The sequence below is a fragment of the Burkholderia cepacia genome, from assembly GCF_029962485.1.
Classification (GTDB): domain Bacteria; phylum Pseudomonadota; class Gammaproteobacteria; order Burkholderiales; family Burkholderiaceae; genus Burkholderia.
This window is the reverse complement of record NZ_CP073638.1, coordinates 596,113-618,764: the sequence shown is the minus strand read 5'-3', so window position 1 is coordinate 618,764 and position 22,652 is coordinate 596,113. Positions and strand designations below refer to the sequence as shown.

Genomic DNA, 22,652 nt, shown 5'->3' with positions numbered 1-22,652 from the left:
ACCCTATGGTGCAAACGTCTGTTCAAACTGTGCCGTGATCGTGTACACATTGCCGTTTTTCACCGGCTCGGTGTACTTCTCACACACGAATCTCGCCTGCGGCCGAAGCGGCGGCGTCCAGAAAAAGGACACCGCGCCGGCATGCTTATCGAGGAACTCGAAGATTGCCGAGATCTTCTCGGCCTTCCCCACGAATCGAAGGTTGTACGGCGTCTGCCGGTTGTTGAGGCCGTCGGCCGCTCGCTGCGTGTACCCATCGCCAAACTGCGCCTTTCGCACACGCAGCGTGGTATCGCCGCCGAATCCCTCGACCGTCGGCGACCAGATAAATGTGTCGGTCATCACCCCATCCCGTTTTTCAGTTTCCAGAGCGCGCCACCCTGACGACTCTCGACCGCGATCAGCGCCTGCACCATCTGCGTGAGCTTCTTCACGAACTCGGCGCTCGCCATCATCTGCGTCGCGTTGCCCGTGCCGCCGTCGATCGTCACCGGGATATTCAATTCGATTCCTCCGCCCGGTGCGCCGAGCGCGCCACCGCCGGCCGATCCACCGCCGACCAGCCCACCGTTCGCAAACTTCGCGAAGCCGAGATCCTGCCCGCTGTTGATCGCCTCGAGCAGCTGAAGCACGCCGGGCTTGCGCACCGCCGAGGCCTTCACCACAAACTCCTGGTCAGAAAGCCACGCGTGGATGCTGTCGCTCGTTGACGTACCTGGGCCGCTAACCCGACCGCCACTGGCGAGGTGAAACTGATACGCATTGCCGCCGCCCCCACCCAAGGCGTTCGACAGGCCGCCCGCCATACCACCGAGCAACGACGACGGACTGAATCCGCCTGTGCCACCCGTATCGAACCCGAGCGCCGAGCTGCCCCAGCCGATAACAGCGGACAGCCCAGCCCGCGCATAGAAGCGCGCAAGGTCCGCGATCATGCTGTCAACAAGCCCTCGGAAATTCACCTTGCCTGACGTCGCGAATGACGCGGCCGCATCCTCCATGTTTCGGAATGCGCTCGTAAATGCTTCCTCGGATCGACCAGCCGCGTTCTCAGCCGACTCCTGATACAGCGCCACGGCGCGGCTCGCGCCGACGCGCCAGTCGCGCTGCACCGCGAGTCGCTGCTCGACATACCCACGTTCGCGCTCGACCTGATCGGCTTCGGCCCGGTTGATACGGTCGATCTCGGCCAGATACTCCGGCGAGCCGAGCGTGCCGTCTTTCCGCGCACCCTTCGTGAAATCGTCGCGCCGGCGCCGGAATTCATCACCGACGCGACTCGTTGCCTGGTTCAGCTCGCGCGCGTTGTCACCCATCGGCATCGCGGCCAGCTCGCGCTCGACCTCGCGCTGACGCTCCGACGCGTAGTCGGCCAGCTCCGCGTCGATTTGCGCGCTGCGCTCCTTCAGCTTGTTGATCGCTTCGTGATAGCGCACCTCCTTCTCCAGCTGCACCGCGCGGTCGTACGCCGCGCGAATTGCAGCCTGGTCACGAATCAAGCTCTTGTCGCCGTCGGTCAGCTTCGTACGCTTCGCGGCCAGGTCGGTCAGCTTCTGATCGAACCCGATCCGATCCTTCTCCGACTGCGTGAGCTTGTCGGTTGCAACGGCCTCGACGCGCAGCTGAGCGATGCGCTGCGCAATGTTGTCGAGCATGCGCTGGCTTTCAGGCTCGGCGCGCGATCCACCGGACCGACTCTTATGCGCGAGCCCCGGCGCGTTGACGCCGATGCGCGCGACCTGGCCAGCCGAATCCGACACCGTGTCGTCGAACGCCTTTTTGCCGCGCGCCGCAGCAGCCGCGAGCGCCGCGTCAGCGTTGAACCCGAATTTCTCAAATTTCTTGCTGACGAGATCCGCCTGAAACTCGGCGAGCGCCCCGGCCACGACCATCTGCTGATTCATCAGCGCGAGCTCGCGCGTCAGATTGTCGATATTCCGCCGCGCACCGGCCTCGGCTTTCGCGTCTTTGTCCTGAATCGCTTTCTCGAGCGATTTGTACGCGTCCGCGCGCCCGGCGATCAAACCGGCCTGCCGGGCCTCGGCCGTATTCGCGCCCTTCGTTTTCGCTTCGTATTCGGCGCGTTGCTGCGCGGTCATGCCGATGACGTCGGAGGCCTCTTTCAGCTTTTCGACGTACTTGTTCCAGGCCTCGGCCGCCATGCCGCCCGCGAAGAAATTGTTTTCTTCGGTGAGCAATCGAATACCGTCGGCCGCACCGCGCGCCGCGGCATCCATCGCGGCTAGCGTACGCGTGCCCTTGTCCGCCGCAGCGCCGGCCGTGTCGATTGCCGACGCCGTCTGCACCAGCTCGGCGCGAAGATCGTCGCCGCCCTTCGTCGCGTCGACAAAGACACCAACCAAGCGAGCCAGTTCGCGAGACTTCTCGTCGACGCCGAGATTTTCAGTCTTGACCCGGTTCAGCCCTTCGATGAACCGATCGAGCGCGACCTGATTCTCGTCCGTAACGATCGGCCCGCTGTCACCAATTCCCGGCACGATGACACTCTGCGATGCGCGCGCCGCAAGGCCACTGTACGCGTCAGACACGTCACTGCGCGCCGATGCCTGCGCCTGCTTCGCCCGGTTGCGCTCGACCTCCTGCAGCAACGGCGACAGCTGCCGGTACTTCTCGATGATCTGGTCGAGCGGCGCCTGCATGTCAATCAGGCTCGACGTCGCACTGCTAGCGTGATCGCGAAACACCAACCAGTTGACCGCGGCGCCGAGCGCCACCGTGCCAACCGTCGCGATGATGCCCGGCAGGCCGCCCATCACCGACAGCAATCCGGACCCGACCGTGCGCATCAGCGAGCCCGCGCGCGCGGCGGCAGTCTGAGCCACCGCCGCACGCTCGGTCGCCGCGGCAAGGCCCGCCGTCGCCGCCGTCGCGCCGCGCTCGGCCCGCTCGCGAGCCAGCGTCGCAGCCGCGACCTCGCGCTCGGCGACCGCGAGCCCCTTCTCGGTTTCGGCCAGCGCCGCCGCGTAGCGCGTCTGGTCGACCGTGCCCTTGGCCGCCGCAGCCTCCAGCGCCACACGGCGCTGCTGCGCCAGCGCGAGGGATGCCTCGGCGCGCTCCAACTCGCCCTGCGCCGCCGCCGTCTCCCGCGCAATCACCGCCGCGTACGGCGTGCCGGCGATCCGCGTGCCGATCTCCTGGCTGTTCGCGAGACTCGACCGCGCCGTCGCCACCTGCGCGACCGCACTCGCCTCGATCGCACGCGCCTCGGCAAGCTTCGCCTGCGTGTACTGGATCGAACCGGCCGTCAGCGCCGACTGCATCGCGAGGCTCTCCCGCATCGCGCGCATGCCGGCCAGCTCGGCCGTCGCCGCGACTTCCGCCGCCTGCGCGTTCTGCAGCTTCGCCGCCGCCGCGTCGCGATCGCTCTGCGCCTTCGCGATCGTCACGAGCGCGGCCGCGTTTTCCGCCTGCGCTTTGGCTAGCAGCGCCTGCCGCTCGGCGTTCCACGCGATCGCCGACTTACTGACGGCCACAGCGGTCTGTGCGAAATAGACCCCGATCCGGCCGGCCGCAAGCGATGCGCTGATCGTCACGATATCGTCGAGGTGCTCGGCGACATAGACAACACTCTGTGCCAGCTTCGCGCTCGCGCCAGTCGCCTCGTTCGCGTGCCCGACGTACGCGACGATTTCCGTTTGCAGGCGCGTCATCGCCTGGCCGACGGTCATGTCCACCTTGCCGAACAGTGCGTCAGTGCTCGACCCGGCGTTCTTCAGCGCGTCGATCAGGTTCTCGACGGTCAGCTTGCCGTCCTCGGCCAGCGACTTCAGCTCGGACGTGCCCTTACCCATGCCGCGGGCGATCGCGTCAGCAACGCCCGGCAGTTCTTCGAGCACGCTCTTCAGATCCTGCCCGCGCAGTTGACCGGACGCAAACGCCTGACCCAGCTGAACGATACCGAGGCGCGCCGTGTCGGCCGACACACCCGAGAGCGCAACCGCCTTACTGATCGTTTCGACCAACGGGCCGACCTGCTTAATCGACAGGCCGAGGTGCGACGTATTGTTTGCGATCCGCTGATACAGCTCGGCCGTCGCGTCGAGCGGTTGCCGCGTTGCTTGTGCGATGCGAAGCACATCGTTTTGCGCGATCGCGAAATCGATCTGATCCCGCGTGACGATCTTGAGCCGATTGCTCAGGTTCGTCCACTCGTCGGCATACTCGATCAGTTGGTGCACACCGAACGCTGCTGCAGCAGCCTGAGCATATGCCGTGAGCGATCCGCGCGCGGCCTCGATCGCACGCACCGTCACCTGCACGCTCGATGCGTTCGACGCGAACGCCGCATCAGCAGCCCGGCCCCCATCCCGGACCACATTGAAATAGCCGCTGGCCGTCGACCCAAGCTGCTGCATGCGTCGATCGTACTGGGTCGTATTCGCGGTAACGCTGACGATCAGCTCGCGGAGACTCGTTCCCATATTTCCTATCCGCCTACTTTACCAATCTCATTAGGCCTGCGAAGAAAGGATCGTCGGCGACCTCCTGAACCTCGGTCGACTCGCCCGACCAGTTCGGCATCATGTCCGCCACTTTGACCTTCGCACCCTGCGCCTGGAACACCGCTGACGCGACCATCGCGGCATGAAGGTCGTAACGATCATCGGCGATCGGCGACTCGGAATCGAACGCCTGCCACAAGGCGAATTCCGCGGTCGACATAACCGCACGCAGCTCGGCAAGCGTCCTGCCGAGCCGCAGCGCTAACGTCAGTTCGAGTCGGAGATCGGGATTTCGGCGGAGAGTTTTTTTGCATCGCCCTCCGCGTCGACTTTCATGTTGCCGAGCTCGAGCGCCGTACTGACGATGCGTTCGTGCGCGGCGCCGAATGCCGACGCGACCTCGCGCGCGGCCCCGTCGTCGAATTCGCGGCGCCAGCCGGCCGACGTCTCGACATAGAGCACGCGCACGAACAGCCGCGCCGAGGCCAGCACGTGCTCGTCCGGGCGGACCGCCGCATACTTGGCGCGAGCGGTTTCTTCGTCGTCGCCCGGCTCGACGCCGGCAGCGAGGCGAAGCGGCTCGAGCCAGAATGCACGGTCTTCGAGCAACGGCTCGCGCACGGCGACCGTGACGTCGCCCCATTCCAGCACCTGCACCAGCTCGTGCCGCCAGCCGGTCAGCGGGTTGAGAATCGCGGCGCGCAGCGCGCCAGCGACCATCGGATTTTTCGTCATCACTGTTTCCTTACGTTTTCAGATCGTTTAGCCCGCCGGTACGACCGGCGGCGGCACTTCCTTCGGCGCTCCGCTGACGCGGACGCTGTAGGTCGACGTCACGATGCCGTCGACGCCTGCGGACCAGGTGTACTGCCGCACCATGCCGATGAACAGGAATTGCGACTTGTCACGAAACGTCACGCGGAACACGTACTTGTCACCCGTGCCACGCGCAGCGCGCAGAATCAGCTGCCCGGCGTCGTCCGACGAATAGTTGCCGTCGACCGAAAACTCGCCCGGATCGGGCAGGCCCAGCTCGGATTCCTTTTCGTCGCTCGCGAGCGTCGTCGCGTCGATTTCCGACGATTGCCCGCCTTGCCAGTTGATCGTCTTGCTCGTCGTGTTGAGATCAACGAAATCGAGCTTGTCGTCGTCAAGGTTCGCCGACGACGCTTTCGAGATCTCGACCTTCGTACCTTGCGCCTTGATGCGCTTGCTCTTCTCGGCCATAAGCCCCTCACAAAAAATAAAGGCCCGCTCGAGGCGGGCCGTACACACAGCGGATTCCGTCAGAATTCAACGGATATTTCGAGGCTCACCCGGAAATCACCGGAATCGCTCGAAAAGTCGTCCGGCAGGTCGTTCACCCCACCGACAGAAAACTGCTCGGCCGCGTACGCGCGATCGATTACCTTGTCGGCGAGCGCGTCAGCGTCCGTGTACGTGCTGGCGTAGACGTCCACCTGGAACACGCCCGATTTACCGCCGGTCGCACCGCCAATCGCCATGTCGCGCGCGCCGCTCACGCGAGATACCACGTAGTACGGCGATTTCGCTGCCGCTGCGGCGGCGCCGACATAGCCCTTCGCGGCGCCAACCGTGCCGATCGCATTGCGGATAACGAGAGCACTCACCGGCCACCCCCGAGCACCACGTCGATCGCGCGCACGATCTCGGTACGAATCGCGCCCTCGGCCTGGCCGATCGACGCGTCGAACGCCGGTCGTGCGAACGGCTGCGCCCGCATACGTTGTGTGCCGAGCTCGACGAAGCGCCAGTAAAACGCGTTGCTGGGCGAATCGCCCTTGCCCTTCGTGCGGACACGCACACCGGCCGTCGCCAAGCCCGGCGCATCTTTCTGCCGCAGCGCGGCAGACACAATGTTTCGACGCAACTTCCCGGTTTTCTTCGGTGCCCGCGCGCGCGCCTCGTCTCGAATCACCTTCGCACCGGCCACCGTCGCGCGCCGCAACGCCTTCGTCGACTGTGCTTTCGCCAGCTTCTCGAAATCGGCCCGCAAATCGGCCAGCCCCAGAATCTGTACGCTAGACATACTTTTCCCCCACCTTCACGGATAGATCGAGATACCCGCGCTTGCGCGCCGGCAGAACCGCCGTTATGTCGTACAGCCTACCGTCGTAGCGCACGCGCATCTGCTCATCGATACCAGCGCGATAGCGAATGCGCATGCTAGCAATGGCCGCGCCACGAACAGCGCCGGAAACCACGTGCTCTTTCCCGTTGAGAAAAAGCACGTCCGCCCAGGGCCTCGAATGCTCGACCCACGCATCCGGCAATGGCTCGTCGTTTTCGTTTACCTCACCGCTTCGGCGCTCGATCACGATCCGCTCGTTCAGTTTTCCCGCACGCATACTGTCCTCGCTAAATGCTGACGATCGCGTGACGCCCAATGAGCCGGTTCGTGAAATCTTCACTAAGCGAGCTCACGGTGCCGTCGACCTCCGATTCGCGATGCTCGGACAACGTGCCGAGTTGCAGCAGCATCCACGCAATAAGCGATTCGGGCACGGCGTCCGGAGTCTCGAATGCTCCGCAACGAAACCGTACCTGCACGTCTTCTCCGTACGGGAACGCCTTCCGGGCCACGAGATACGCCCGATCCATCACGCGGTACGCCGCCGGCGGCAACACCTGCCGCGCGCCAGCGTCGTCGGTATACGACACGTCGATGATCTCGATCACGTCGTTCCACAACAGAACCCGATCCGGCGGAAACGAATCAATCCGAACCCGGCACTCTTGCGGCAGCAGCGGGCGGGACAATTCCCCCTCGAGCGCTTCGCGCGCAGCGACGATATTCCCCTTCAGCAGTACGTCCTCGTCGTCACCGTCGATGCGGCAATGCTCTCGCGCCAGATCGAGCGTGATCGCCTCCTCGGCGGGCCGCTTCAAAACGTCGACGCGGCCCGCCGCGATACGCAGCGGATATGCCAACTGGTCGGCCATCTATTCCTCGCGTTGAATGTTCGGCCGCCACAATGTGGCGGCCCCGTTCATCAGCCCTGCGGCGCCGCAGCCTGGCCCATCTTCAGCGCCTTCACGGCGCCACCGATGTCGATCAGGTTGCCGCCCTGGCGGTTGAAGCCGACGAAACCGACCTGGCCCTTCAGCGTGTAGCGCGAGTCCGTCATGCGGAACATCGTGAGATCCATCACTTCGCGCACGATGTATTCGGAGTGGTCACCGAACGTCAGCGGCTTGGCGCCCGCCTCGGGCACGTCGTATTCCTGCACGATCGTGATCGGCCGGCCGAGCAAACGGTCCGGCGCGCCACCCGGATTACCCTGCTCGTAGCCCGGCACGAAAATCGGTCGCTTCTGCTCGTCCTTGATCTTGCGAACGACCTTCAGCATCTGATCGTGCATGGCATACCCGCAACTCGGACGCACGCGATAAGCCGGGTCGACGCTGTGCTCGAGATCGATCAGGTCGTCGTAGGTGATCAGGTTCGGCGCCGACACCGTAACGCCCGTACCAACCGCCGTCAGCAGCCCAACCGGCTGCTTGTTGCCGGTGCCCTTCGCGTGGTGCCGCGCCGTGATCCGACCGATGCGTGTCGACAGCAGACGGATGATGTAGCTTTCGAGATCGAACATGCTGTCCTGCAGCAGTTCCATCGACAGCGCGATCGACTTCGACGAGTACCGGAACGCCTCCAGCGACTTCGCGACGAACTTCGTATCGCTGTCGCTCGTTTCCCCGTTCTCGTCGACGATCTCGCCCTCTTCCGTCGTCGCATCCGTACCCGGGAACGTCATCGATGCGCCGGTCCCTGTCGACAGCACGGTAGCGATCTGGCGAAGGCCGCCGAATGCCCTCAGTGCCTCCGACAACCGGCGGTAGAACTCGGGCGCGACGGTATAGCCGCCGGCCGCCGGGTCACCCGTCGACATGGCATTCTGGATTTCCGGAGTCTGCCGTGCGAGCATACGCGCACGATCTTCGTCGGTGAGCGCCAGCACGCCGCGGCGCAGGAACGTGCGGATCGCTCGCGATTCGCCTTCGTGTGCACCCGGCGTCCTGACGTGCGCATTGATCAGCCCCTCGGGATTGCCCGCGAGCGCGTCTTCGGCGAGCCGGTTCATCAGCCCTTCATGACGCTTGATTTCGGCGCTAACGCGATCCATCTCGGCGAGACCTTCGTCATACGCCTTTTGTTGATCGGCGCCCCACTTGTCGCCCGGGGTGTTTTCGAGCAACGCGTTCAGATTTTTCGCGAGTGCGTCGCGACGCTCCCGCAGTGCTTGAATTGCAATAGCCATACAGTCTCCATCGACAGAAAAAGAAAGGGCCACCCGAAGGCAGCCCTTTGAATCGACGCGGGAACGCGTCACGAACGTTGTGCAAGCTCCAGCCGGCGGCGCAGTGCTTCCATATCCGCGGCAGCAGCGGGCGCATTCGGAACCGGCTTCGGCTCCTGCGGCTGCTCCGGTTGCGGCTCCGGCGGGGCGAACGCGCCAGGAGCACGCGGCTGCGGCTGCGCATGTGCCGCGTTCGGCGCCCGTTCGTACGCCGAGAGATTCCACGCGGACGCCTGCGCATCCGCGCCTGCACCCGCGAGCCGATCAGCAAAACCGCGTTGTACAGCTTCGTCGGATGACATCCACGTTTCGGCAGCCATCCATGCGGAAATATCGTCCTCACTTTGCCCCGTCTCCTTCGCGTAGGTTCGCACCAGCGACGCGTCGACAGCGTCGAGCAGCTTCGCCGATTCGCGCAGATCGTCCGCATTTCCCATCGCGAACGTCCATGCGTTATGGATCATCACGAACGCGCCGTCCGTGATTTCGACCTCATCAGCGGCCAGCATCACGAAGCTAGCCGCGCTCGCGGCAACGCCGTCGATGTGCGCAATGACTCGCGCGGAATGGCCGCGAATTGCCGTTTCCATCGCGCGTGCGGCAAACACGTCGCCGCCCGGGCTGTTGATCCGAAGGTGGATCGTATCGGCCGTGATCCCGGCGAGCGCCTGCACAAACGACTGCGCGGAGACGCCGCCCCACCAATCGTCGGTCACGATCACGTCGTAAAGGTAGACAGTCGCAACCGTGCCGTCGTCGCTCGCCTTCACGCTGAACGCTCGCGGCGCAGCGCGGTTGTCATTCAGCAGCTGGAGGATTCGGTTTCGTCGCATCTTTAGTCCCTGAATTAAGTTTGTCCCCGTCCGGGGCCGGCGGCATGCTGAACCGGCGCCGCACGTCGTTTTGCGACATCCATCCCGGCTCGCCGGCTCGGCCGAGCGCGATTCGGAACGCCTCGAACATCGCTTTCATGTCGCCCAGCTCGAGCGCCGTGTAGTCGTGTTGAATCGAGTGCTTCGGCTTTCGCACCACCTTGCGGCTCACTTCCTGCGCAATTTTTGTGAGGTGCCGGCCAAGCGTATATTTCACGAAATGTTTCGCGAGCTGCTCGGCCGTCGTGCCGATCGTCGTGCCCTTGTCCGATCGCCCGATCATGTGCGGCATCACGCCGAACACCGAACAGATATCGTCGTCGGTTAGCTTTCGGTTTTCGATCAGTTGCACATCGGCCGCCGACATCGTGATCTGCTTGATATCCATGCCCTTGCCAAGCACCACGGGCGCATTGCTGTTGTGCAGTCCGCTGTATCGTTCCAGCCACTTCTTGCGAAGCAGGTTGATATCCGCCTCGTCGAGTTTTTGCTCTGCCTTAATAACGAGATCCGGCCGGAGATTGTCCGACAGCATCGAATCGATCAACGCGCCAGCGGACGACGACACATTGACCGGGTTGCGTAGTGCGCCGCGAATTTGCGACATTCCCCGCCGACCATCGAAACCAGGTCCAGGCACATGAATCATGTCGTCCTGGTCCACCACCTCGACCTTGTTGCTGCTTGGGTCGATGTAGCTGTACACCAGACGGTCATTGACCAGGTCAGGCCAGACCGACAGCGGATGCAGCGGCTCGATCGATTCGATTCGCGACGACCAAGGCGTCACGCGATGGATGCGTGAAAACAAGTCTCCGTGCAACAGGAGCCCCTGCACGCCATACTCCCATCCGACCGCCGCCGACCAACGCGGATGCATCTCCTCGTTCAGCCGCTCCCAATATTCGGATTCGGCCGGCAGCAACCCGTTCGGACCACGCGCATACTCAACCAACGGTGCCCCTGCGATGGCGCCCCCGATCAACGTGACGCACGAATAGACGGTCGCGACGCTCATCGCCCCTCGCTCGCTAACCGCACGGCCGGGCATTTGTAGACCCGTCATCCAATCGAATGCGTCGGTCCCCGGTACGATCTGACTCGTCGACACAGCGGCGGCGCTCACTTTCGCCGCCTGCCGGTCAGCGTTCCATTGATTCAAAATGCGCGACCCGCTCGCGTTCGCGCGCGGCGCACCGTTGGTTGCGTTCGTCATAGGATGTAGATTTCCGGAGCGGATTCAGGCAGGTACGTCACCACCCGAGTCGTGGCCATACATGCGGCAACGATCGGGTCGATACGCCCGTTCGGCCGCGACTTCTTCTTGTCAGGCCGAATGTTGTCGTTCGAATCAAGCATCAACGTCACATTGCTCGCGCACCAGCGCATTACCGGATTTCCACCGTGTCGCATGCTGCCGCCGTACACCAGTCGCTCGAGCTGCTTCGCGCCTGGCGACAGCCCTGACATGTTCTGCTGCACCTGCACCATCGGAATATCGACCTCGAGCAATTCGTTCACGATCTGCGTTGCATTCCAAGGATCGAACGCGATGTCCTGCACCTTGAATTTCTGACATGCACCGATGATCGTGTCTCGAATGACCGAATAGTCAGTCACCGCACCAGGTGTGACAGTCAACCATCCGAGCTCGGCCCACTTCTTATACGGCGCAGCGTCGCTACCCTCCTGCGTATTTACCTTCGCCTCAGGTGCAAAAATATGCGCGACGAAATACCACTCACCGTCCGGGCCAAGCTCTTCGACAATATCGCCGTCGGCGTCGTACGGAGGAAAGACGAGCACGAACGCGCTCAAGTCCTGTGTACTGGCTAAGTCAAGCCCACCGAAACAACGCCGGCCGGCGAGGATTGCCGGATCGAACGGCGCACCGCAGCGATCCCAAACCTGCATGTCGAACCAGCTCAATGCTCCGTTGACCCAGACGTTCAGGTCTTTCGTGAGAAAGTTCGCCTTGGCGCTCGGCAGCTCGGCCGCCTTCGCTGCCTGCGCACGCATGTATTCGACCGTCTTCGCGCTGCCGAGGCTCGGGTTCGCTTTGATCCAGACAGCCGCGTCGAACGGATCGTCGTCATCGTCAAGCGTGTAGATGTAGCCGAAAAAGCTATCGTCGATCTTGTCGCCACGAAGGATCATGACGAGATAGCCGCGTATCTCTGTGCAGATCCCGTCGAGGATGTAGCCGGACGTGGTGATGGCCGAGATCAATGGCTGAAGCCGCGCACCGAGCGCCGACTCCATCACGTCCCACACTTCCCGCGTCTTGTGCGCATGTAACTCGTCGACCATACAAACCGACGGATTCAAGCCATCGAGCGATTCTGCGTTCGCCGGCAGCGGCTTAAATACGCTGCTGCCGAATACGATCCGCTCTTGATTCGTGCCGTCGTACACCTTGACCGACCGCGCCAGCCGTTTCGATCGCCGGCATCGACGACGATAGTTGTCGAGCGCCGGCTTGAAAACGCTCATCGCCTGCTCGCGAGTAGTCGCGATCGTGTACACCTCTGCGCCTGGCTCTCCGTCCATCAGAAACAGATAGTCGGCTTGACCTGCCTTCCACGTCGACTTACCGTTCTTGCGCGCGACCTCCTCGTATCCCGTCCGAAAGCGGCGCAGCCCTGTATCAGCGCGTCGCCATCCGTACATGACCGCGGTCCAAAACCGCTGCCACGGATCGAGCACGAGCGCCTGACCAGCCAGCGCGCCTTTGATGTGCAGGAATTGCTTCTCGATCCAGTCAATGATGTGTGCTGCATGCGGCGCACTGAATACGATGCCGCGCGCCGCGCCGTTGATCAGATCGTCGTAATGCCTCTTTACCGCGAGGAATGCGAACTCTCCGACGACGATCTCGCCGCGCAACACTGGCAGGCCATACTCGACGTCCCAACGATGCCGAACGGCTGGCGTCAGACCGGCAAGCTCGTCGGCCTCGAGCGCGCGTGATTGAGCAGCTGGTCGAACAGGTCGTCCTGTGGGTTCGGATCTTCGATCTTCGATTTCGCGATCAGCATCGACGGCGTCGTCAGGCAGGCTTCCGGTAGACACTTGAGCAGCCCCTCTTTCAGCGACTTCGCCGCGTAATAGAGTTGATGCGGCTGCGTATGACCGTTCGGCGTCTGCACCATGAACGATCCGTGATTGATTTTTTCGAAGTCGCGCAGTTGCAGCTCGACCTTCACCCACCGGACGAAGTCAACGCACACGATCGACAGCGCAACGCCAGCAGTGCGGTGCGGCACGCCCTCCGCACGCAGCGCGAGACAGAGGTAATCCCACACCTTGCGGTGCGCGGACTCGAAATGCACCCCGGGCGGCGGCGGAGGCGATTCGATCGCCTTTCCAACGCCGCCGCCCGACGCGCGCGACTCGTCGGCACCGCCGACGTCGGCAAACGGTTGATTCGGACTCATGTGAGGCTTCCCGTAAGTGAGCCGACGAAAAACTCATATCGCGTTGCGCGATCGGCTCTATGGGGCGGCTGTCTTAACCCCCCCCTCTTCAAAAAGTGGTCCGCGAAAAAATGCGGCTGAACGTTCGGTCCCGAGCAAGGGGCCGAAAAAATAAAACCACCCCCCCTCGGTTCGGGGCGGCGGCCCGCGCCGAGTCACCGTCGACCACGCCCGCGCGCTGCCTCCGTCGACGTCTTGGCGTCGTGACACGGTTTGCAGATCGACTGCAAGTTGGTCAGCTCGTCGCTTCCGCCTTCGGCCTTCGACACGACGTGGTCAACCGCGACAGCGCGCGCGATCCGGCCTTTCTTCCGGCACGGCACGCAGAGCCCGTTGTCGCGCGCCAGCGCTTCGCGCCGCAGCTTCGTCCACGCAGTTCCGTAGCCGCGGGCGTGCCGAGATCCGCGCAAGCGATCCGATTGCCAACCGACCGCTTCGCTCGCATGCTCGGCGCAATAGCCTGGCGTCGCGACCAGTCGGCCGCATCCGTAATGCCGACACTGCGTCGGTGCTTTCTTCGGCATTCAGAACTCGCGAGGCTGCACCGGGATCTGCATCTTCAGGGCCGCATCTGCGACCTGTCGCGCGTTCCGCTCATCAGCAATCGCGGCCGCATTGTTGATTGCGTCCGAGCGAGCCGCGTCGATCCGGCTGCACAATGCCGCGTTACGCTCGTTGATATAGTCGAGCACCGGCCGCGCCAACCACATGACCAGGCGCGCATAGAGTCGTTTCATGGATTCCCCTTTGGCATCACGTTTTCGAGAGCCCAATGCAAAAAGCCCCGACGCTTTCGCAGTCGAGGCTTTGGATTCTTCCGGGCGAGCGACGGTCCGGCAAAGGCCGCACGCACTCGGTAAAACTCACCGGATCAAATTGTGGAACGAAGTGTAGAACAGCTATTTCGATTCCGCAACACCTTCCGCAATCTTATCGATGATCGTCTGCACCGAGACGTATCGCGGCGCCGGCTGCACGAGCTTCTCCTCTACGGCGCGACGCGCGTGCGATAGCGCAAAATCGAAGATCGTTGTCGGCCGCACCTTGAGCCCGAGCCGACGGCAGATCACGAACGGCGGCTTACTCCAGACGTAGTGCATCTGCAGCAGTTTGCGATCCAGTGGCATCAGCTTGCGCACCGCGACCTCGACCTTGTTCGCATCCTCGAGATCGAGCGTCGAATCGATCGACCGCCCGCCGACCGACGGAAAGTAGATGCTCGCGACGAGCGAATCGCCACCGCCGTCTCCACCGCCACCGTTCCGCTGCGCGCGGGCCCAATTTTCCAATCGCTTATTAATCGACATGCATCCCCCGCATCAATTTTCGTAAAGGCCGACGTGCAGCCGGCAGTAGCCACGACGCGCCGAGCCCGCGCCGAGAATGGATGTCGCCGCGTTGACGCACCGCTCGCCGTCTTCGCCAACGTGCGCACAGCGTCGATCGTCCTGTGCCTGTATCGGCGACGGTTGCCACTCACGCTTGGACGACTGGTTTCGCTTTGCCCTAACCTGGTCCCAGTTTTTTCGCAGCCTCGCCGGCGAACGAATCACGGATTTCCAGAAACCGTCTTGCAACGCCCACGCCCACAGCTTCACGATTTGCTGTGGCTCGAAGCCGTCGGCAAGCAACTCGTCAACGTCCGACGCCCATTTGCGATGGTCGGGCTCACCCGCACCTGGATCGCTGTCGCGAAGTCGGCGGGCCATCCATGCCGCAAGCGTCTCGACGCCCTCTTGACGATCTCCCTCTCTGCCTGTACCCTCGCCACCCTGGTATACCGACGACGTTTGAGAGAGAGATAAGGCTTCGTTATTTCTATTCATTGGGTAGTTAGTTGGAACGTGGTTCCTGTAACTCTCCAAATCTGACGTTGAACTGCCTAATTCCTGTGCATCACGCGAACCTGGTTCCACTAACTCGCCCGAGTTACCGGAACGTGGTTCCAAATTGCCTATTTCTTGCGCATCTTCGGAACGTGGTTCGTCAAACTCCCCGGAGTTGCAGGAACGTCGTTCCGATTCATTCGCCTGCGCACCCGCAATGTCGTAGCTCAGGTCATCGCGCGCGCGCCTGGCGACGACCTCGGGCACCGTCAGTCGATAGTGGCCGTGCGCCCACTTCCGACCGTTCTTTCGCGACTTCCATCGCCTGATCCAGCCCTCCGTTTCCGCTACGTCAAGATGCTTCGTGACTGCACGCGGCGACAACGTAGCGCGCTCCGCGATCTGATCGATCGACGGCCAGCACGTGTCGTCAATCGAGCTGGCGTATTCCGCAATGACGAACAACACGAGCTTTGTCGTGCTCGGCAAGTCGCTCGCGGTCATCGCTCGTCGCCAGGTAAATGATGTTGGCACTCCCGCCATCAATATGCCCCCGTGGGTTCTGCAAAATTCTCGAATTTCGCCAATTCATTTCGGAATGCCAATCGCACTGTGGCAAGTGGCCCGTTCCGTTGCTTTGCAATAATTAGCTCTGCGGTTCCCCGGTCCGCGCTATCCGGGTTGTACACCTCGTCTCTGTAAATGAATTGAATTACGTCTGCGTCCTGCTCGATAGCACCGGACTCGCGAAGATCGGACATCATCGGACGCTTGTTCGGGCGCTGCTCGAGCCCGCGATTAAGCTGTGACAGAGCAATTACAGGCGCATCGAACTCCTTGGCTGTCTTTTTCAACTCGCGCGATATTTGCGACACCTCGCTGGTGCGGTTCTCGCCCGCTCCTCCGTCCCCCGACATCAGTTGCAGATAGTCGACGATGATCAAGCCGAGCTTGCCGACGACGCGCTGCAAACGGCGGAGCTTTGCTTTGAACTGCAGGGGCGTGATGGAAGAGCTGTCGAGCACGTATACCGGCGCATCAACGAGGACTTGCGTTCCGTGCGTCAACCTCGACCAATCGTCGTCACGCAGACTCGCCGTTCGAAGCTTGTGCTGGTTAATGCGTGATGTTCCGGCAAGCATCCGGGTCGCCAGCTGGTCGTCAGGCATTTCCAACGACAGCACCGCGACCGGCAAACGAAGCTCGACCGCAACATGCTCCGCAATGTTCATCGCGTACGAGGTCTTGCCCATTGATGGGCGACCTGCAACCACGATCAGCTCACCTCCATGCATGCCGTCGGTATGGCGATCAAGATCGACAAATCCCGTTGCGGTCCCGCCAATTTGCGCAGCACCGCCCGCGTGATAACGTTCGTCGATCCGCTGAATTACGGACGTCAGAGCAGCCGAGATCGGCCGAAATTCATCTTCGGCCGCGCTGCTCGTATCCGCGATCTTTAATAGCTCACCCTGCACGAGATCCAACAGTTCAACGGGTGATTTGCCGCCGGGTTTCAATACGGCATCTCGCAGCCGTTCGGACACGCGCAGCATCCGCCGCGAAATTGAGCGGTTGCGGACAATCTCCGCGTAATGCCGAACGCCCGCCGCACTAGGTGTTGCGTGCACCAGGTCATTCAAGAATGCGAGCGGCTGATCGACCTTTGCATCAACGGAATGCAACCGCTCAAACACCGTCACCACATCTGCGATTGCACCACGTTGAATCAGCTCGCGGATCGCCTTGAACACGAGCGCATGCTCGCCGATCGTGAAATCCACCTCGGAGACGATGCCCGCAATTTCCTCAAGCGCGCCGTTATCAAGCAACAGCGCCCCAAGGATGCTTTGTTCGGCCTCTGGGGCCGACGTGCGGGCGTGCGTGTCCAATGGGTCGTGTGCGCCCATTTGGAAAACCTCCGGGAATATATTGATTACGATCCGCGGCGGCGCCGGGAATGATTCGCCGCGTTCTTTGCGATTGCGATCGTTTGTTCGATTTGCTGCTGCGCTGCTCGCCCGGATCGCTCGATCGCCTCGGCCTCTCGCCGGTCGATCACGCCATCATCTGATGCGCGCCGAACATCTTCAGCAAGACTGCCAGCCTTCGCGCTGACCGTAAGCGCCGAATCGAGCAAGGCACGTACGCTGTCGGCGCCCGTTGCCGTCGGCGTTTCAGCCGAAATGAGACCGAATCGAGCGTTGAACGCATGCACCGCGTCAAGCGCATGCGGCTGGTTTTTGTCGAGCATCCACTCGACCAGGAGCTCGAACATTTCACCGGAGAGACGCGTATCGCAGGCCTCACGCAACCTGAGCCGAAGCGATTCGCCGGTAATGCGGACGCCGCGCCGATCTGTCAAATAGCGCGCGGCATCCTCGACCTTGCCCGGCGTCTTCAACACTGACGCGTAAAGCACATCAATCCACGCCGTTTGGCTGTTTTGGTGAGTCACAATTTCCCCTTGAATTTCACCGAATTTCATCCTGTTAACGTGCCAGCGTTTTCGAGAGAATTGCCCCATCGCCAAACGGAGCATCATCATGAAAATGCAGAAATTCAGAATTCAGCACGCAACAGCGACGCCGAAACCACAACTCAAACGACACATGCGCGACGCCATCCAGCGCGCCCTGAACGAGTCGAAGGACGCAAGTTCGTTCGCTGCATTTATGCGGCAGGCCTGCGACGCATCCCGGGCCCTACTCGTGCAAGACCACGTGACTGACGCTCGTGCATGCCGGCCCGATCCGAGCCATTGCATGAACCCAGACCAACAAGTACGTCCGGCCGCGCAACAGAAATGAACTGCATCCGCGGCTTCGGGATACCGTTCCGCCGCCACTGAGACACGGCAGCGTCGTCGATCTCGAAGAGAGCAGCGGCCGCCCCGGTCCCGCCCAATCGATCAATGATTTCGCTCGCGTATGCGATGCGCAGGTCGTTTTCCATGGGCCGAATTTAAGCACACTTAATTTCAAAAGTGAAGTGCTCTTACTTGCCAAGGTTTAGCCTGCTGAAATGAACGACCTAGACACCTTCGTAGGACGACTCAGGTACGCCAAGGAACTTCGTGAGGCGGAATTGGGATCGTCAATTGACGATAAGGAAATCGCCGCGAAAGCTGGTGTTTCCCCGTCAGCTGTTTCGCAATGGGCGAGCGGCAAAGTCAACGTGGACAATCTGAAGGCCGCGCCTATTTTTGGCGTCGCGCGCTTCCTCCGCGTCCGGCCAGAATGGTTGTGGGAAAAGCGCGGGCCGATGAAGGACGCCCAGGACGACATGCCACAAGAGCTGCAAGCGTTCTATGCAGACTTAAAGCGCGCAATCGCACTCGGCATGACCGAGCTAGCGGTCACGGCGGTACACGGACCATTGAAAGCGGTCCTTGCTATGCATGAACGGGCTCGCGGCGAACTACTCGATTTGAACGCGCCGACCCCACCAAGCGTCCTAGGTTCCAGTCGAAAACCGCCGCGCACCTGAACACCCCTACGCGGTCATGCCCGGCCGCGTAGCCCTCTACCGGCATGCCCAGCAACTCGACATCCCAGTCGTAGTCAGGCGTTGCATGCGGACCCATCACCCGCACCATAAGCCCGATATGTGCCTCGTTCGCACATCGGGCGATCACGGCCAGATCCCCCGGATTAATACGGCCCCCGCCCTTTCCTTCGTCACCATTCATCGAAGCGCACCCTCAGTCTTTTTCTACAAACCGCTTTCAATACTGTATGGATAAACAGTATGCCCGCACTCCAGATCGCCCGTCAACTTAAGCACACTAAATTTTCTTTGCACCCAGCAGTTAAGTGTGCTTAAATTTGGCTCGTTGCGGCTCCGTTGCCGCGCACGAACTAGGCGAGGTTCCGATGCTTAACATCCTGATCCAATGCAGCGAATTCACCCGGCTTAAGTCGCATTCGCTGCAGATGCGTGACTGGCACCCGCTTGTCGCGCTCGTCGTTCTTTACCTGATCGCCAGCGCGATCGCCCCCGCATTCGGAATTTGAGGTGCGCATGAACAAGCCCATGCCCCTCTGGAAAATCGTGCTGCTTTGGCTCGCGGTCGGTTTCGGTTGTGTCGCGTGGACATACAGCGACGAAGCACCGGACGCGTCGTGCGCGAGCACCTACTGCGCGTGAGCCGGCCATGCACAAAGCTCACCTGCCAACCCATCTGCTGCGCATCGAGTGGCAACTCCTGCACATGCGCGGCGATTTCGACACCGCGATCCAGCGCGCCAGCGTGCGTGACGCGCTCGAATCGTCGGCGCGCGCTCGCGAAACCCGCGAACGGCGCCGCGCAGCTACGCGCGCGGACATCAAACGCCTCCAGGCCGGCGACGCGGAGGATTGATCGATGCCGCGCTGCCACGTTCGCTGCACGCATTGCGCCGCGCGCCGCTGCCTGCGACGCCACCCCGACCGCTACACGCTCCTTCCGGCCTGCCGCACGTGCAACCGTCGGAAATACCGCGTCGACCACTGGATGAATCGCCGGAATACGGCACGCATGCGCTGCGACTGCGCCGGCTACTGGTTCCCGCACCGGCGCGGCTCCCTATTTTGCTGGCATCGGGCCGACGGCTCGAACCGCTACCCCGGCGATACCGATTTCGCCGACCGCAATTACGACGGCCTCGCGGCCTGACTTCACCTGAGAGGTAATCGCATGTCCCTGTTTACGTCACTGCACGCGCTCGCACAGACAACGAGCATCAACATCCTGATCACGGCGGAAGGACCGGAAAGCCTTCGCGTCAACGTTACGCCGATGCCGAACGGCAAGGGCGAAAAGCAGCGCTGGCCGCTGTCGCTGCTCGCGACGCCGGCCGAACTCGACGCGGAATTCGCCGCTGCGGTCGAGGTGTACGAGCCCGGCGCAACGTCGCTGCTCGATCAGGCGCGCGCATGCGCCGCCGCAAATCAACCGAATTCCGCGCCCGTGCTTCCCGCGCCGAACAACGGCGACACGGCCGGCACCCCCGGCAAGCGCGGCCGCGGTCGTCCGCCGAAAGCCGCGAAGGCCGGCGGCGCTGATGCCCCTCCGCCGAGCGACGGCATCGGCGAAACCGATCCGCGGCAGATGACCATCACCGATAACGACACTCCGCCGGACACTCGCGAAGATCGCCCGGACGTCGACGGCCCCGGGGATCCGGACGCTGTTCGTGAGGACCACGACGAAGACCCGGCGGACACCGCCGACGATGGCGTCGATATGTACTGATCGGAGACAACGACATGCAAATCGAAACGCTCGCACGCGAATTCTCGTACAACGGCGCCAAGCTCGCCGACCCTGCGCCGGCATTCACGCTGCAACAGGTCCGCGACTTCTATTCGCAGACCTATCCCGAATTGACGAACGCTGAAATCGAGGGACCGCTCATCAAGGCCAACCGCAACGTCTACACGTTCCGGCGGGCCGTCGGCACGAAGGGAAATAGCCCCGTCAAGCACGGCGACTACACGCTCAAAATATCCACTGGCGAAGACGGACGAACCTACATCGCGGGCATCGCTGTCGGCATCGTGAATGCCACTCCGATCGACTTCGACGACGCACGCCGGAAGCTCGACGAGATACGCGCAGTCGACTGCATCGTTCCGCACCCCGTGTGCGCTTACCTCGCCGAACTCGACCGATTCAGCACTGCGCACGTATGCCCGCTGCTCGACGAAGAAGTCGCGTTCATCAACGCGCTGCATGCACGCTACTGCCCGCAACCGAAATGACACTCCGCGAACTTCGAAAGCGCTTGCGCGCCGACACGCTCAATCAGGGCCAGCGCCTGCCGACCGCGATCGGCAAGTATGACGCACCGCTCGCGCGCAGCGTGGCGCGTGTAGCCTCGACCAACGATGGGAAGGCCGAACTCCTGCGCCTGCCGTCGACACTGGTTCCGCTGCTGCCATGATCGCTGCACCGCTCACCCTACCCCGCATCGCGCCTGATGTGCCGACGCGCTACACGATCGGCGACGATGCCGATTTCATGCGCAGGTTATCGCTGGCGCTGCTTCGCGGCCGACAGCTTAGTGAAGCTGACGCCGCGAAGCTCGACGACTCGTCGACTGAAAGCGATTTGGCGTTGAATGCGATGCCGCGCATATGGAAAGAAATCACCAGCGATATTGGTACGTTTGACTGGAGCCTCGCGATCTCAGACGCGGACAACATGACCGACACCGCGATCGTACGTATTACGACGGCCGAAGGAGCGGGAAGCGGGCCGATCAGATTCATTGGCTCGGGCATTCGACGCCTCGAATCGATTCAACCGGGCCTCGGCCAAACCGTGCTTTCAGTTCTGTACGAGGCCTGCCACCACTATTTACCGTCAGTGTGCACGCCGCAGGAGGCGATGGGGCTAGCCGAATACATGTACTGGTACAGCAACAAAGACGAAGTTGCCGCACTCGACGACCTTCGCGACATGAACTCCGCGCCAGGTGATCCGGTGCTTTCCGATCAGGAGTTCCTCGACCACATCGACGTTCCGCGGCGTGCCGAGTTCTTCGCGAGCGCGCCAGCGTGGGCCATCACGCCAGAGCGCGTGCTTGACGCATCCGAGGTACGCCGTTATTACGACACGAATCTCGTCGCCTGGGCTGTCATCGATGCGTGCGATGCGATCCACCAGACGATCACCACCGGCGGCCCATTTGCCCGCGTCGACCTGAAGGATACGAGCGAATACTGCCTGGACTATTCACTGATCCTCGCCTGGGATCAGGGCGACGGCCTCGGACGCATTCTTGACGATTTCTGGCAAGGTGAAATGCAGTGCGGCGACCCTGAGTCGTGCGCAGCACTCCACATTTCCACCAATGGTCGCGCACTCGGAACGTGGCTTGATCGCATGCGCAACACCGCGGCGCTCGCCAAGGCCGTTTCGCATTTGGTCATGTTGATCTCGACTCCCGACGGATCGGATATCGACGGCGAACCCGTCAAGGTACAGGTGCGCGTATGAGCCGCGTCGATGTTTATGGGAACGGCGACGTGTCGCTCGATCTGCACTCTGCCCTGCTGATTTACAAGAACGCACACGACAGCCAGGTATACGTCACGAAGCACTCGGCCCGCGTGGTCGACGGCGCGCCGACGCTAATGGCCGGGACACCGGTCACGCGCGCGCAGTTGGCCGAATTCGTCGCCGCGGCGTCAAAGCAGGTCGGGCATGAAGGATTCATTCACGAGCGGGCGATTTTCACCGCCCCCGGTGTCGTCGCCTGGTGGACGCCGGCCGCGCAGCGCCAGGTCTGGTTCTCAGCCAGGCCGCCGATCGGCCAACGCTCCGCGGTCACGCACCACCCCGCATTGCTGTTCGTCGCTCGAGGGGAATCTCGCTACGTGTTTGCGCTCGCAGAGAACTGCAGACCGAAGCCCGGCACGCAGGTCTACCAAGCTCCCTACTTCAACGTGAGCACCGACGGCCGGATTTGCACCGGCAACGTGGACATCGCAGCTAACCCCACGCTCGCAGAAATCGAGCAATACGAAGCCGATGAGTTTTTTCGCAGCAGATTCACGCACCCGAACGCCCCGAAGCTGATCAACGGTGGCAGCGCCGCCGACCTATGGGTCGAGCTGCTCGACGGTGCCGAATTTCCCACTGAGCGGCTAGTCAGCAGCGAAATGACCGTCGCCGCCGCCATTAAAAAAATCACGCAACGGAGCTAAT

At 62.2% G+C, this 22,652-nt stretch carries 30 protein-coding genes; 10 read left to right on the top strand and 20 right to left on the bottom strand.

The genetic code is table 11. The features are described from left to right. Window positions 1–3: 3 nt before the first annotated feature. From KEC55_RS19315 to KEC55_RS19220, 20 genes are all read right to left on the bottom strand, one after another. Window positions 4–342 (bottom strand): phage tail protein, encoded by a 339-nt coding sequence (locus KEC55_RS19315; RefSeq protein WP_282509722.1) that lies wholly within the window; start codon window positions 340–342, stop codon window positions 4–6. Then, a complete protein-coding gene (locus KEC55_RS19310) occupies window positions 342–4,442 on the bottom strand; it encodes a tape measure protein (RefSeq protein ID WP_282509720.1) in 4,101 nt (1,366 codons plus the stop codon). Before KEC55_RS19310 ends, KEC55_RS19315 begins: the two co-directional genes overlap by 1 nt. 13 nt (window positions 4,443–4,455) lie before the next feature. Next, window positions 4,456–4,734 (bottom strand): phage tail assembly protein T, encoded by a 279-nt coding sequence (locus KEC55_RS19305; protein WP_348995892.1) that lies wholly within the window; start codon window positions 4,732–4,734, stop codon window positions 4,456–4,458. Further along, window positions 4,731–5,198 (bottom strand): phage tail assembly chaperone, encoded by a 468-nt coding sequence (locus KEC55_RS19300; RefSeq protein WP_282509716.1) that lies wholly within the window; start codon window positions 5,196–5,198, stop codon window positions 4,731–4,733. The genes KEC55_RS19305 and KEC55_RS19300 overlap by 4 nt, the downstream gene beginning before the upstream one ends. A gap of 27 nt (window positions 5,199–5,225) precedes the next feature. Continuing rightward, window positions 5,226–5,690 (bottom strand): phage tail tube protein, encoded by a 465-nt coding sequence (locus KEC55_RS19295; protein ID WP_282509714.1) that lies wholly within the window; start codon window positions 5,688–5,690, stop codon window positions 5,226–5,228. A gap of 59 nt (window positions 5,691–5,749) precedes the next feature. Beyond that, complete coding sequence (locus KEC55_RS19290) at window positions 5,750–6,094, bottom strand: hypothetical protein (protein ID WP_198108073.1); 345 nt, start codon at window positions 6,092–6,094, stop codon at window positions 5,750–5,752. Further along, window positions 6,091–6,513, bottom strand: a complete 423-nt coding sequence (locus KEC55_RS19285; protein ID WP_282509708.1) for an HK97-gp10 family putative phage morphogenesis protein — start codon at window positions 6,511–6,513, stop codon at window positions 6,091–6,093. Before KEC55_RS19285 ends, KEC55_RS19290 begins: the two co-directional genes overlap by 4 nt. Next, complete coding sequence (locus KEC55_RS19280) at window positions 6,506–6,832, bottom strand: phage head closure protein (protein WP_282509706.1); 327 nt, start codon at window positions 6,830–6,832, stop codon at window positions 6,506–6,508. The genes KEC55_RS19285 and KEC55_RS19280 overlap by 8 nt, the downstream gene beginning before the upstream one ends. Window positions 6,833–6,842: 10 nt before the next feature. Continuing rightward, window positions 6,843–7,427 carry a head-tail connector protein gene (locus KEC55_RS19275; RefSeq protein WP_282509705.1) on the bottom strand — a complete coding sequence of 195 codons (585 nt, stop codon included), beginning with the start codon at window positions 7,425–7,427 and terminating at the stop codon, window positions 6,843–6,845. A 50-nt stretch (window positions 7,428–7,477) separates the two neighbouring features. After that, window positions 7,478–8,743: a phage major capsid protein gene (locus tag KEC55_RS19270; RefSeq protein WP_282509703.1), complete on the bottom strand. Its 1,266-nt coding sequence runs from the start codon at window positions 8,741–8,743 to the stop codon at window positions 7,478–7,480. 68 nt (window positions 8,744–8,811) lie between these two features. Beyond that, on the bottom strand, window positions 8,812–9,615 hold the full coding sequence (locus KEC55_RS19265) for a head maturation protease, ClpP-related (RefSeq protein WP_282509701.1): 804 nt from the start codon (window positions 9,613–9,615) through the stop codon (window positions 8,812–8,814). Further along, window positions 9,581–10,870, bottom strand: a complete 1,290-nt coding sequence (locus KEC55_RS19260; RefSeq protein WP_282509699.1) for a phage portal protein — start codon at window positions 10,868–10,870, stop codon at window positions 9,581–9,583. The genes KEC55_RS19265 and KEC55_RS19260 overlap by 35 nt, the downstream gene beginning before the upstream one ends. After that, on the bottom strand, window positions 10,867–12,543 hold the full coding sequence (locus KEC55_RS19255) for a terminase large subunit (protein WP_282511344.1): 1,677 nt from the start codon (window positions 12,541–12,543) through the stop codon (window positions 10,867–10,869). The genes KEC55_RS19260 and KEC55_RS19255 overlap by 4 nt, the downstream gene beginning before the upstream one ends. Window positions 12,544–12,587: 44 nt before the next feature. Next, window positions 12,588–13,091, bottom strand: coding sequence for a hypothetical protein (locus KEC55_RS19250; protein ID WP_282509697.1), 504 nt, complete (start codon window positions 13,089–13,091; stop codon window positions 12,588–12,590). Between the two features lie 194 nt (window positions 13,092–13,285). Beyond that, window positions 13,286–13,654, bottom strand: a complete 369-nt coding sequence (locus KEC55_RS19245) for an HNH endonuclease (protein WP_282509695.1) — start codon at window positions 13,652–13,654, stop codon at window positions 13,286–13,288. Continuing rightward, complete coding sequence (locus KEC55_RS19240; RefSeq protein WP_282509693.1) at window positions 13,655–13,867, bottom strand: hypothetical protein; 213 nt, start codon at window positions 13,865–13,867, stop codon at window positions 13,655–13,657. A 162-nt stretch (window positions 13,868–14,029) separates the two neighbouring features. After that, a complete protein-coding gene (locus KEC55_RS19235) occupies window positions 14,030–14,419 on the bottom strand; it encodes a hypothetical protein (protein WP_282509691.1) in 390 nt (129 codons plus the stop codon). Window positions 14,420–14,449: 30 nt separating this feature from the next. Next, entirely contained in the window at window positions 14,450–15,460 is a 1,011-nt protein-coding gene (locus KEC55_RS19230) for a helix-turn-helix domain-containing protein (protein WP_282509689.1), read from the bottom strand. A 38-nt stretch (window positions 15,461–15,498) separates the two neighbouring features. Beyond that, window positions 15,499–16,866, bottom strand: coding sequence for a replicative DNA helicase (gene dnaB / locus KEC55_RS19225; RefSeq protein WP_282509687.1), 1,368 nt, complete (start codon window positions 16,864–16,866; stop codon window positions 15,499–15,501). Between the two features lie 26 nt (window positions 16,867–16,892). Next, window positions 16,893–17,444 carry a phage regulatory CII family protein gene (locus KEC55_RS19220; protein ID WP_282509685.1) on the bottom strand — a complete coding sequence of 184 codons (552 nt, stop codon included), beginning with the start codon at window positions 17,442–17,444 and terminating at the stop codon, window positions 16,893–16,895. Window positions 17,445–17,502: 58 nt separating this feature from the next. On the opposite strand from KEC55_RS19220, the gene KEC55_RS19215 reads away from it, so the two are divergent. The 10 genes from KEC55_RS19215 to KEC55_RS19170 all read left to right on the top strand — a co-directional run bounded on the left by KEC55_RS19215 (window position 17,503) and on the right by KEC55_RS19170 (window position 22,651). Beyond that, window positions 17,503–17,766: a hypothetical protein gene (locus KEC55_RS19215; protein WP_282509683.1), complete on the top strand. Its 264-nt coding sequence runs from the start codon at window positions 17,503–17,505 to the stop codon at window positions 17,764–17,766. A gap of 214 nt (window positions 17,767–17,980) precedes the next feature. After that, window positions 17,981–18,445 (top strand): helix-turn-helix domain-containing protein, encoded by a 465-nt coding sequence (locus tag KEC55_RS19210; RefSeq protein WP_282509681.1) that lies wholly within the window; start codon window positions 17,981–17,983, stop codon window positions 18,443–18,445. Between the two features lie 386 nt (window positions 18,446–18,831). After that, entirely contained in the window at window positions 18,832–18,972 is a 141-nt protein-coding gene (locus KEC55_RS19205) for a hypothetical protein (RefSeq protein WP_282509679.1), read from the top strand. 140 nt (window positions 18,973–19,112) lie between these two features. Beyond that, window positions 19,113–19,319 carry a hypothetical protein gene (locus KEC55_RS19200; protein WP_282509678.1) on the top strand — a complete coding sequence of 69 codons (207 nt, stop codon included), beginning with the start codon at window positions 19,113–19,115 and terminating at the stop codon, window positions 19,317–19,319. A 156-nt stretch (window positions 19,320–19,475) separates the two neighbouring features. After that, window positions 19,476–19,613 (top strand): hypothetical protein, encoded by a 138-nt coding sequence (locus KEC55_RS19195; RefSeq protein ID WP_244109891.1) that lies wholly within the window; start codon window positions 19,476–19,478, stop codon window positions 19,611–19,613. Window positions 19,614–19,634: 21 nt separating this feature from the next. After that, entirely contained in the window at window positions 19,635–20,192 is a 558-nt protein-coding gene (locus KEC55_RS19190) for a PRTRC system protein E (protein ID WP_282509670.1), read from the top strand. Between the two features lie 14 nt (window positions 20,193–20,206). After that, window positions 20,207–20,701, top strand: a complete 495-nt coding sequence (locus tag KEC55_RS19185) for a PRTRC system protein C (RefSeq protein WP_282509668.1) — start codon at window positions 20,207–20,209, stop codon at window positions 20,699–20,701. Then, entirely contained in the window at window positions 20,698–20,883 is a 186-nt protein-coding gene (locus tag KEC55_RS19180; protein WP_282509666.1) for a hypothetical protein, read from the top strand. The genes KEC55_RS19185 and KEC55_RS19180 overlap by 4 nt, the downstream gene beginning before the upstream one ends. Then, a complete protein-coding gene (locus tag KEC55_RS19175) occupies window positions 20,880–21,941 on the top strand; it encodes a PRTRC system protein F (RefSeq protein WP_282509664.1) in 1,062 nt (353 codons plus the stop codon). The genes KEC55_RS19180 and KEC55_RS19175 overlap by 4 nt, the downstream gene beginning before the upstream one ends. After that, on the top strand, window positions 21,938–22,651 hold the full coding sequence (locus KEC55_RS19170) for a PRTRC system protein B (RefSeq protein ID WP_282509662.1): 714 nt from the start codon (window positions 21,938–21,940) through the stop codon (window positions 22,649–22,651). Before KEC55_RS19175 ends, KEC55_RS19170 begins: the two co-directional genes overlap by 4 nt. Window position 22,652 lies beyond the last annotated feature (1 nt).

Bases quoted from the DNA above. Each gene is read 5' to 3' on its own strand.
- KEC55_RS19315 (WP_282509722.1), bottom strand. From the start codon at position 342: ATGACCGACACATTTATCTGGTCGCCGACGGTCGAGGGATTCGGCGGC.
- KEC55_RS19310 (WP_282509720.1), bottom strand. From the start codon at position 4,442: ATGGGAACGAGTCTCCGCGAGCTGATCGTCAGCGTTACCGCGAATACG.
- KEC55_RS19300 (WP_282509716.1), bottom strand. From the start codon at position 5,198: ATGACGAAAAATCCGATGGTCGCTGGCGCGCTGCGCGCCGCGATTCTC.
- KEC55_RS19295 (WP_282509714.1), bottom strand. From the start codon at position 5,690: ATGGCCGAGAAGAGCAAGCGCATCAAGGCGCAAGGTACGAAGGTCGAG.
- KEC55_RS19285 (WP_282509708.1), bottom strand. From the start codon at position 6,513: ATGTCTAGCGTACAGATTCTGGGGCTGGCCGATTTGCGGGCCGATTTC.
- KEC55_RS19280 (WP_282509706.1), bottom strand. From the start codon at position 6,832: ATGCGTGCGGGAAAACTGAACGAGCGGATCGTGATCGAGCGCCGAAGC.
- KEC55_RS19275 (WP_282509705.1), bottom strand. From the start codon at position 7,427: ATGGCCGACCAGTTGGCATATCCGCTGCGTATCGCGGCGGGCCGCGTC.
- KEC55_RS19270 (WP_282509703.1), bottom strand. From the start codon at position 8,743: ATGGCTATTGCAATTCAAGCACTGCGGGAGCGTCGCGACGCACTCGCG.
- KEC55_RS19265 (WP_282509701.1), bottom strand. From the start codon at position 9,615: ATGCGACGAAACCGAATCCTCCAGCTGCTGAATGACAACCGCGCTGCG.
- KEC55_RS19260 (WP_282509699.1), bottom strand. From the start codon at position 10,870: ATGACGAACGCAACCAACGGTGCGCCGCGCGCGAACGCGAGCGGGTCG.
- KEC55_RS19250 (WP_282509697.1), bottom strand. From the start codon at position 13,091: ATGAGTCCGAATCAACCGTTTGCCGACGTCGGCGGTGCCGACGAGTCG.
- KEC55_RS19245 (WP_282509695.1), bottom strand. From the start codon at position 13,654: ATGCCGAAGAAAGCACCGACGCAGTGTCGGCATTACGGATGCGGCCGA.
- KEC55_RS19240 (WP_282509693.1), bottom strand. From the start codon at position 13,867: ATGAAACGACTCTATGCGCGCCTGGTCATGTGGTTGGCGCGGCCGGTG.
- KEC55_RS19230 (WP_282509689.1), bottom strand. From the start codon at position 15,460: ATGACCGCGAGCGACTTGCCGAGCACGACAAAGCTCGTGTTGTTCGTC.
- dnaB (WP_282509687.1), bottom strand. From the start codon at position 16,866: ATGGGCGCACACGACCCATTGGACACGCACGCCCGCACGTCGGCCCCA.
- KEC55_RS19220 (WP_282509685.1), bottom strand. From the start codon at position 17,444: ATGAAATTCGGTGAAATTCAAGGGGAAATTGTGACTCACCAAAACAGC.
- KEC55_RS19215 (WP_282509683.1), top strand. From the start codon at position 17,503: ATGAAAATGCAGAAATTCAGAATTCAGCACGCAACAGCGACGCCGAAA.
- KEC55_RS19210 (WP_282509681.1), top strand. From the start codon at position 17,981: ATGAACGACCTAGACACCTTCGTAGGACGACTCAGGTACGCCAAGGAA.
- KEC55_RS19205 (WP_282509679.1), top strand. From the start codon at position 18,832: ATGCTTAACATCCTGATCCAATGCAGCGAATTCACCCGGCTTAAGTCG.
- KEC55_RS19200 (WP_282509678.1), top strand. From the start codon at position 19,113: ATGCACAAAGCTCACCTGCCAACCCATCTGCTGCGCATCGAGTGGCAA.
- KEC55_RS19195 (WP_244109891.1), top strand. From the start codon at position 19,476: ATGCGCTGCGACTGCGCCGGCTACTGGTTCCCGCACCGGCGCGGCTCC.
- KEC55_RS19190 (WP_282509670.1), top strand. From the start codon at position 19,635: ATGTCCCTGTTTACGTCACTGCACGCGCTCGCACAGACAACGAGCATC.
- KEC55_RS19185 (WP_282509668.1), top strand. From the start codon at position 20,207: ATGCAAATCGAAACGCTCGCACGCGAATTCTCGTACAACGGCGCCAAG.
- KEC55_RS19180 (WP_282509666.1), top strand. From the start codon at position 20,698: ATGACACTCCGCGAACTTCGAAAGCGCTTGCGCGCCGACACGCTCAAT.
- KEC55_RS19175 (WP_282509664.1), top strand. From the start codon at position 20,880: ATGATCGCTGCACCGCTCACCCTACCCCGCATCGCGCCTGATGTGCCG.
- KEC55_RS19170 (WP_282509662.1), top strand. From the start codon at position 21,938: ATGAGCCGCGTCGATGTTTATGGGAACGGCGACGTGTCGCTCGATCTG.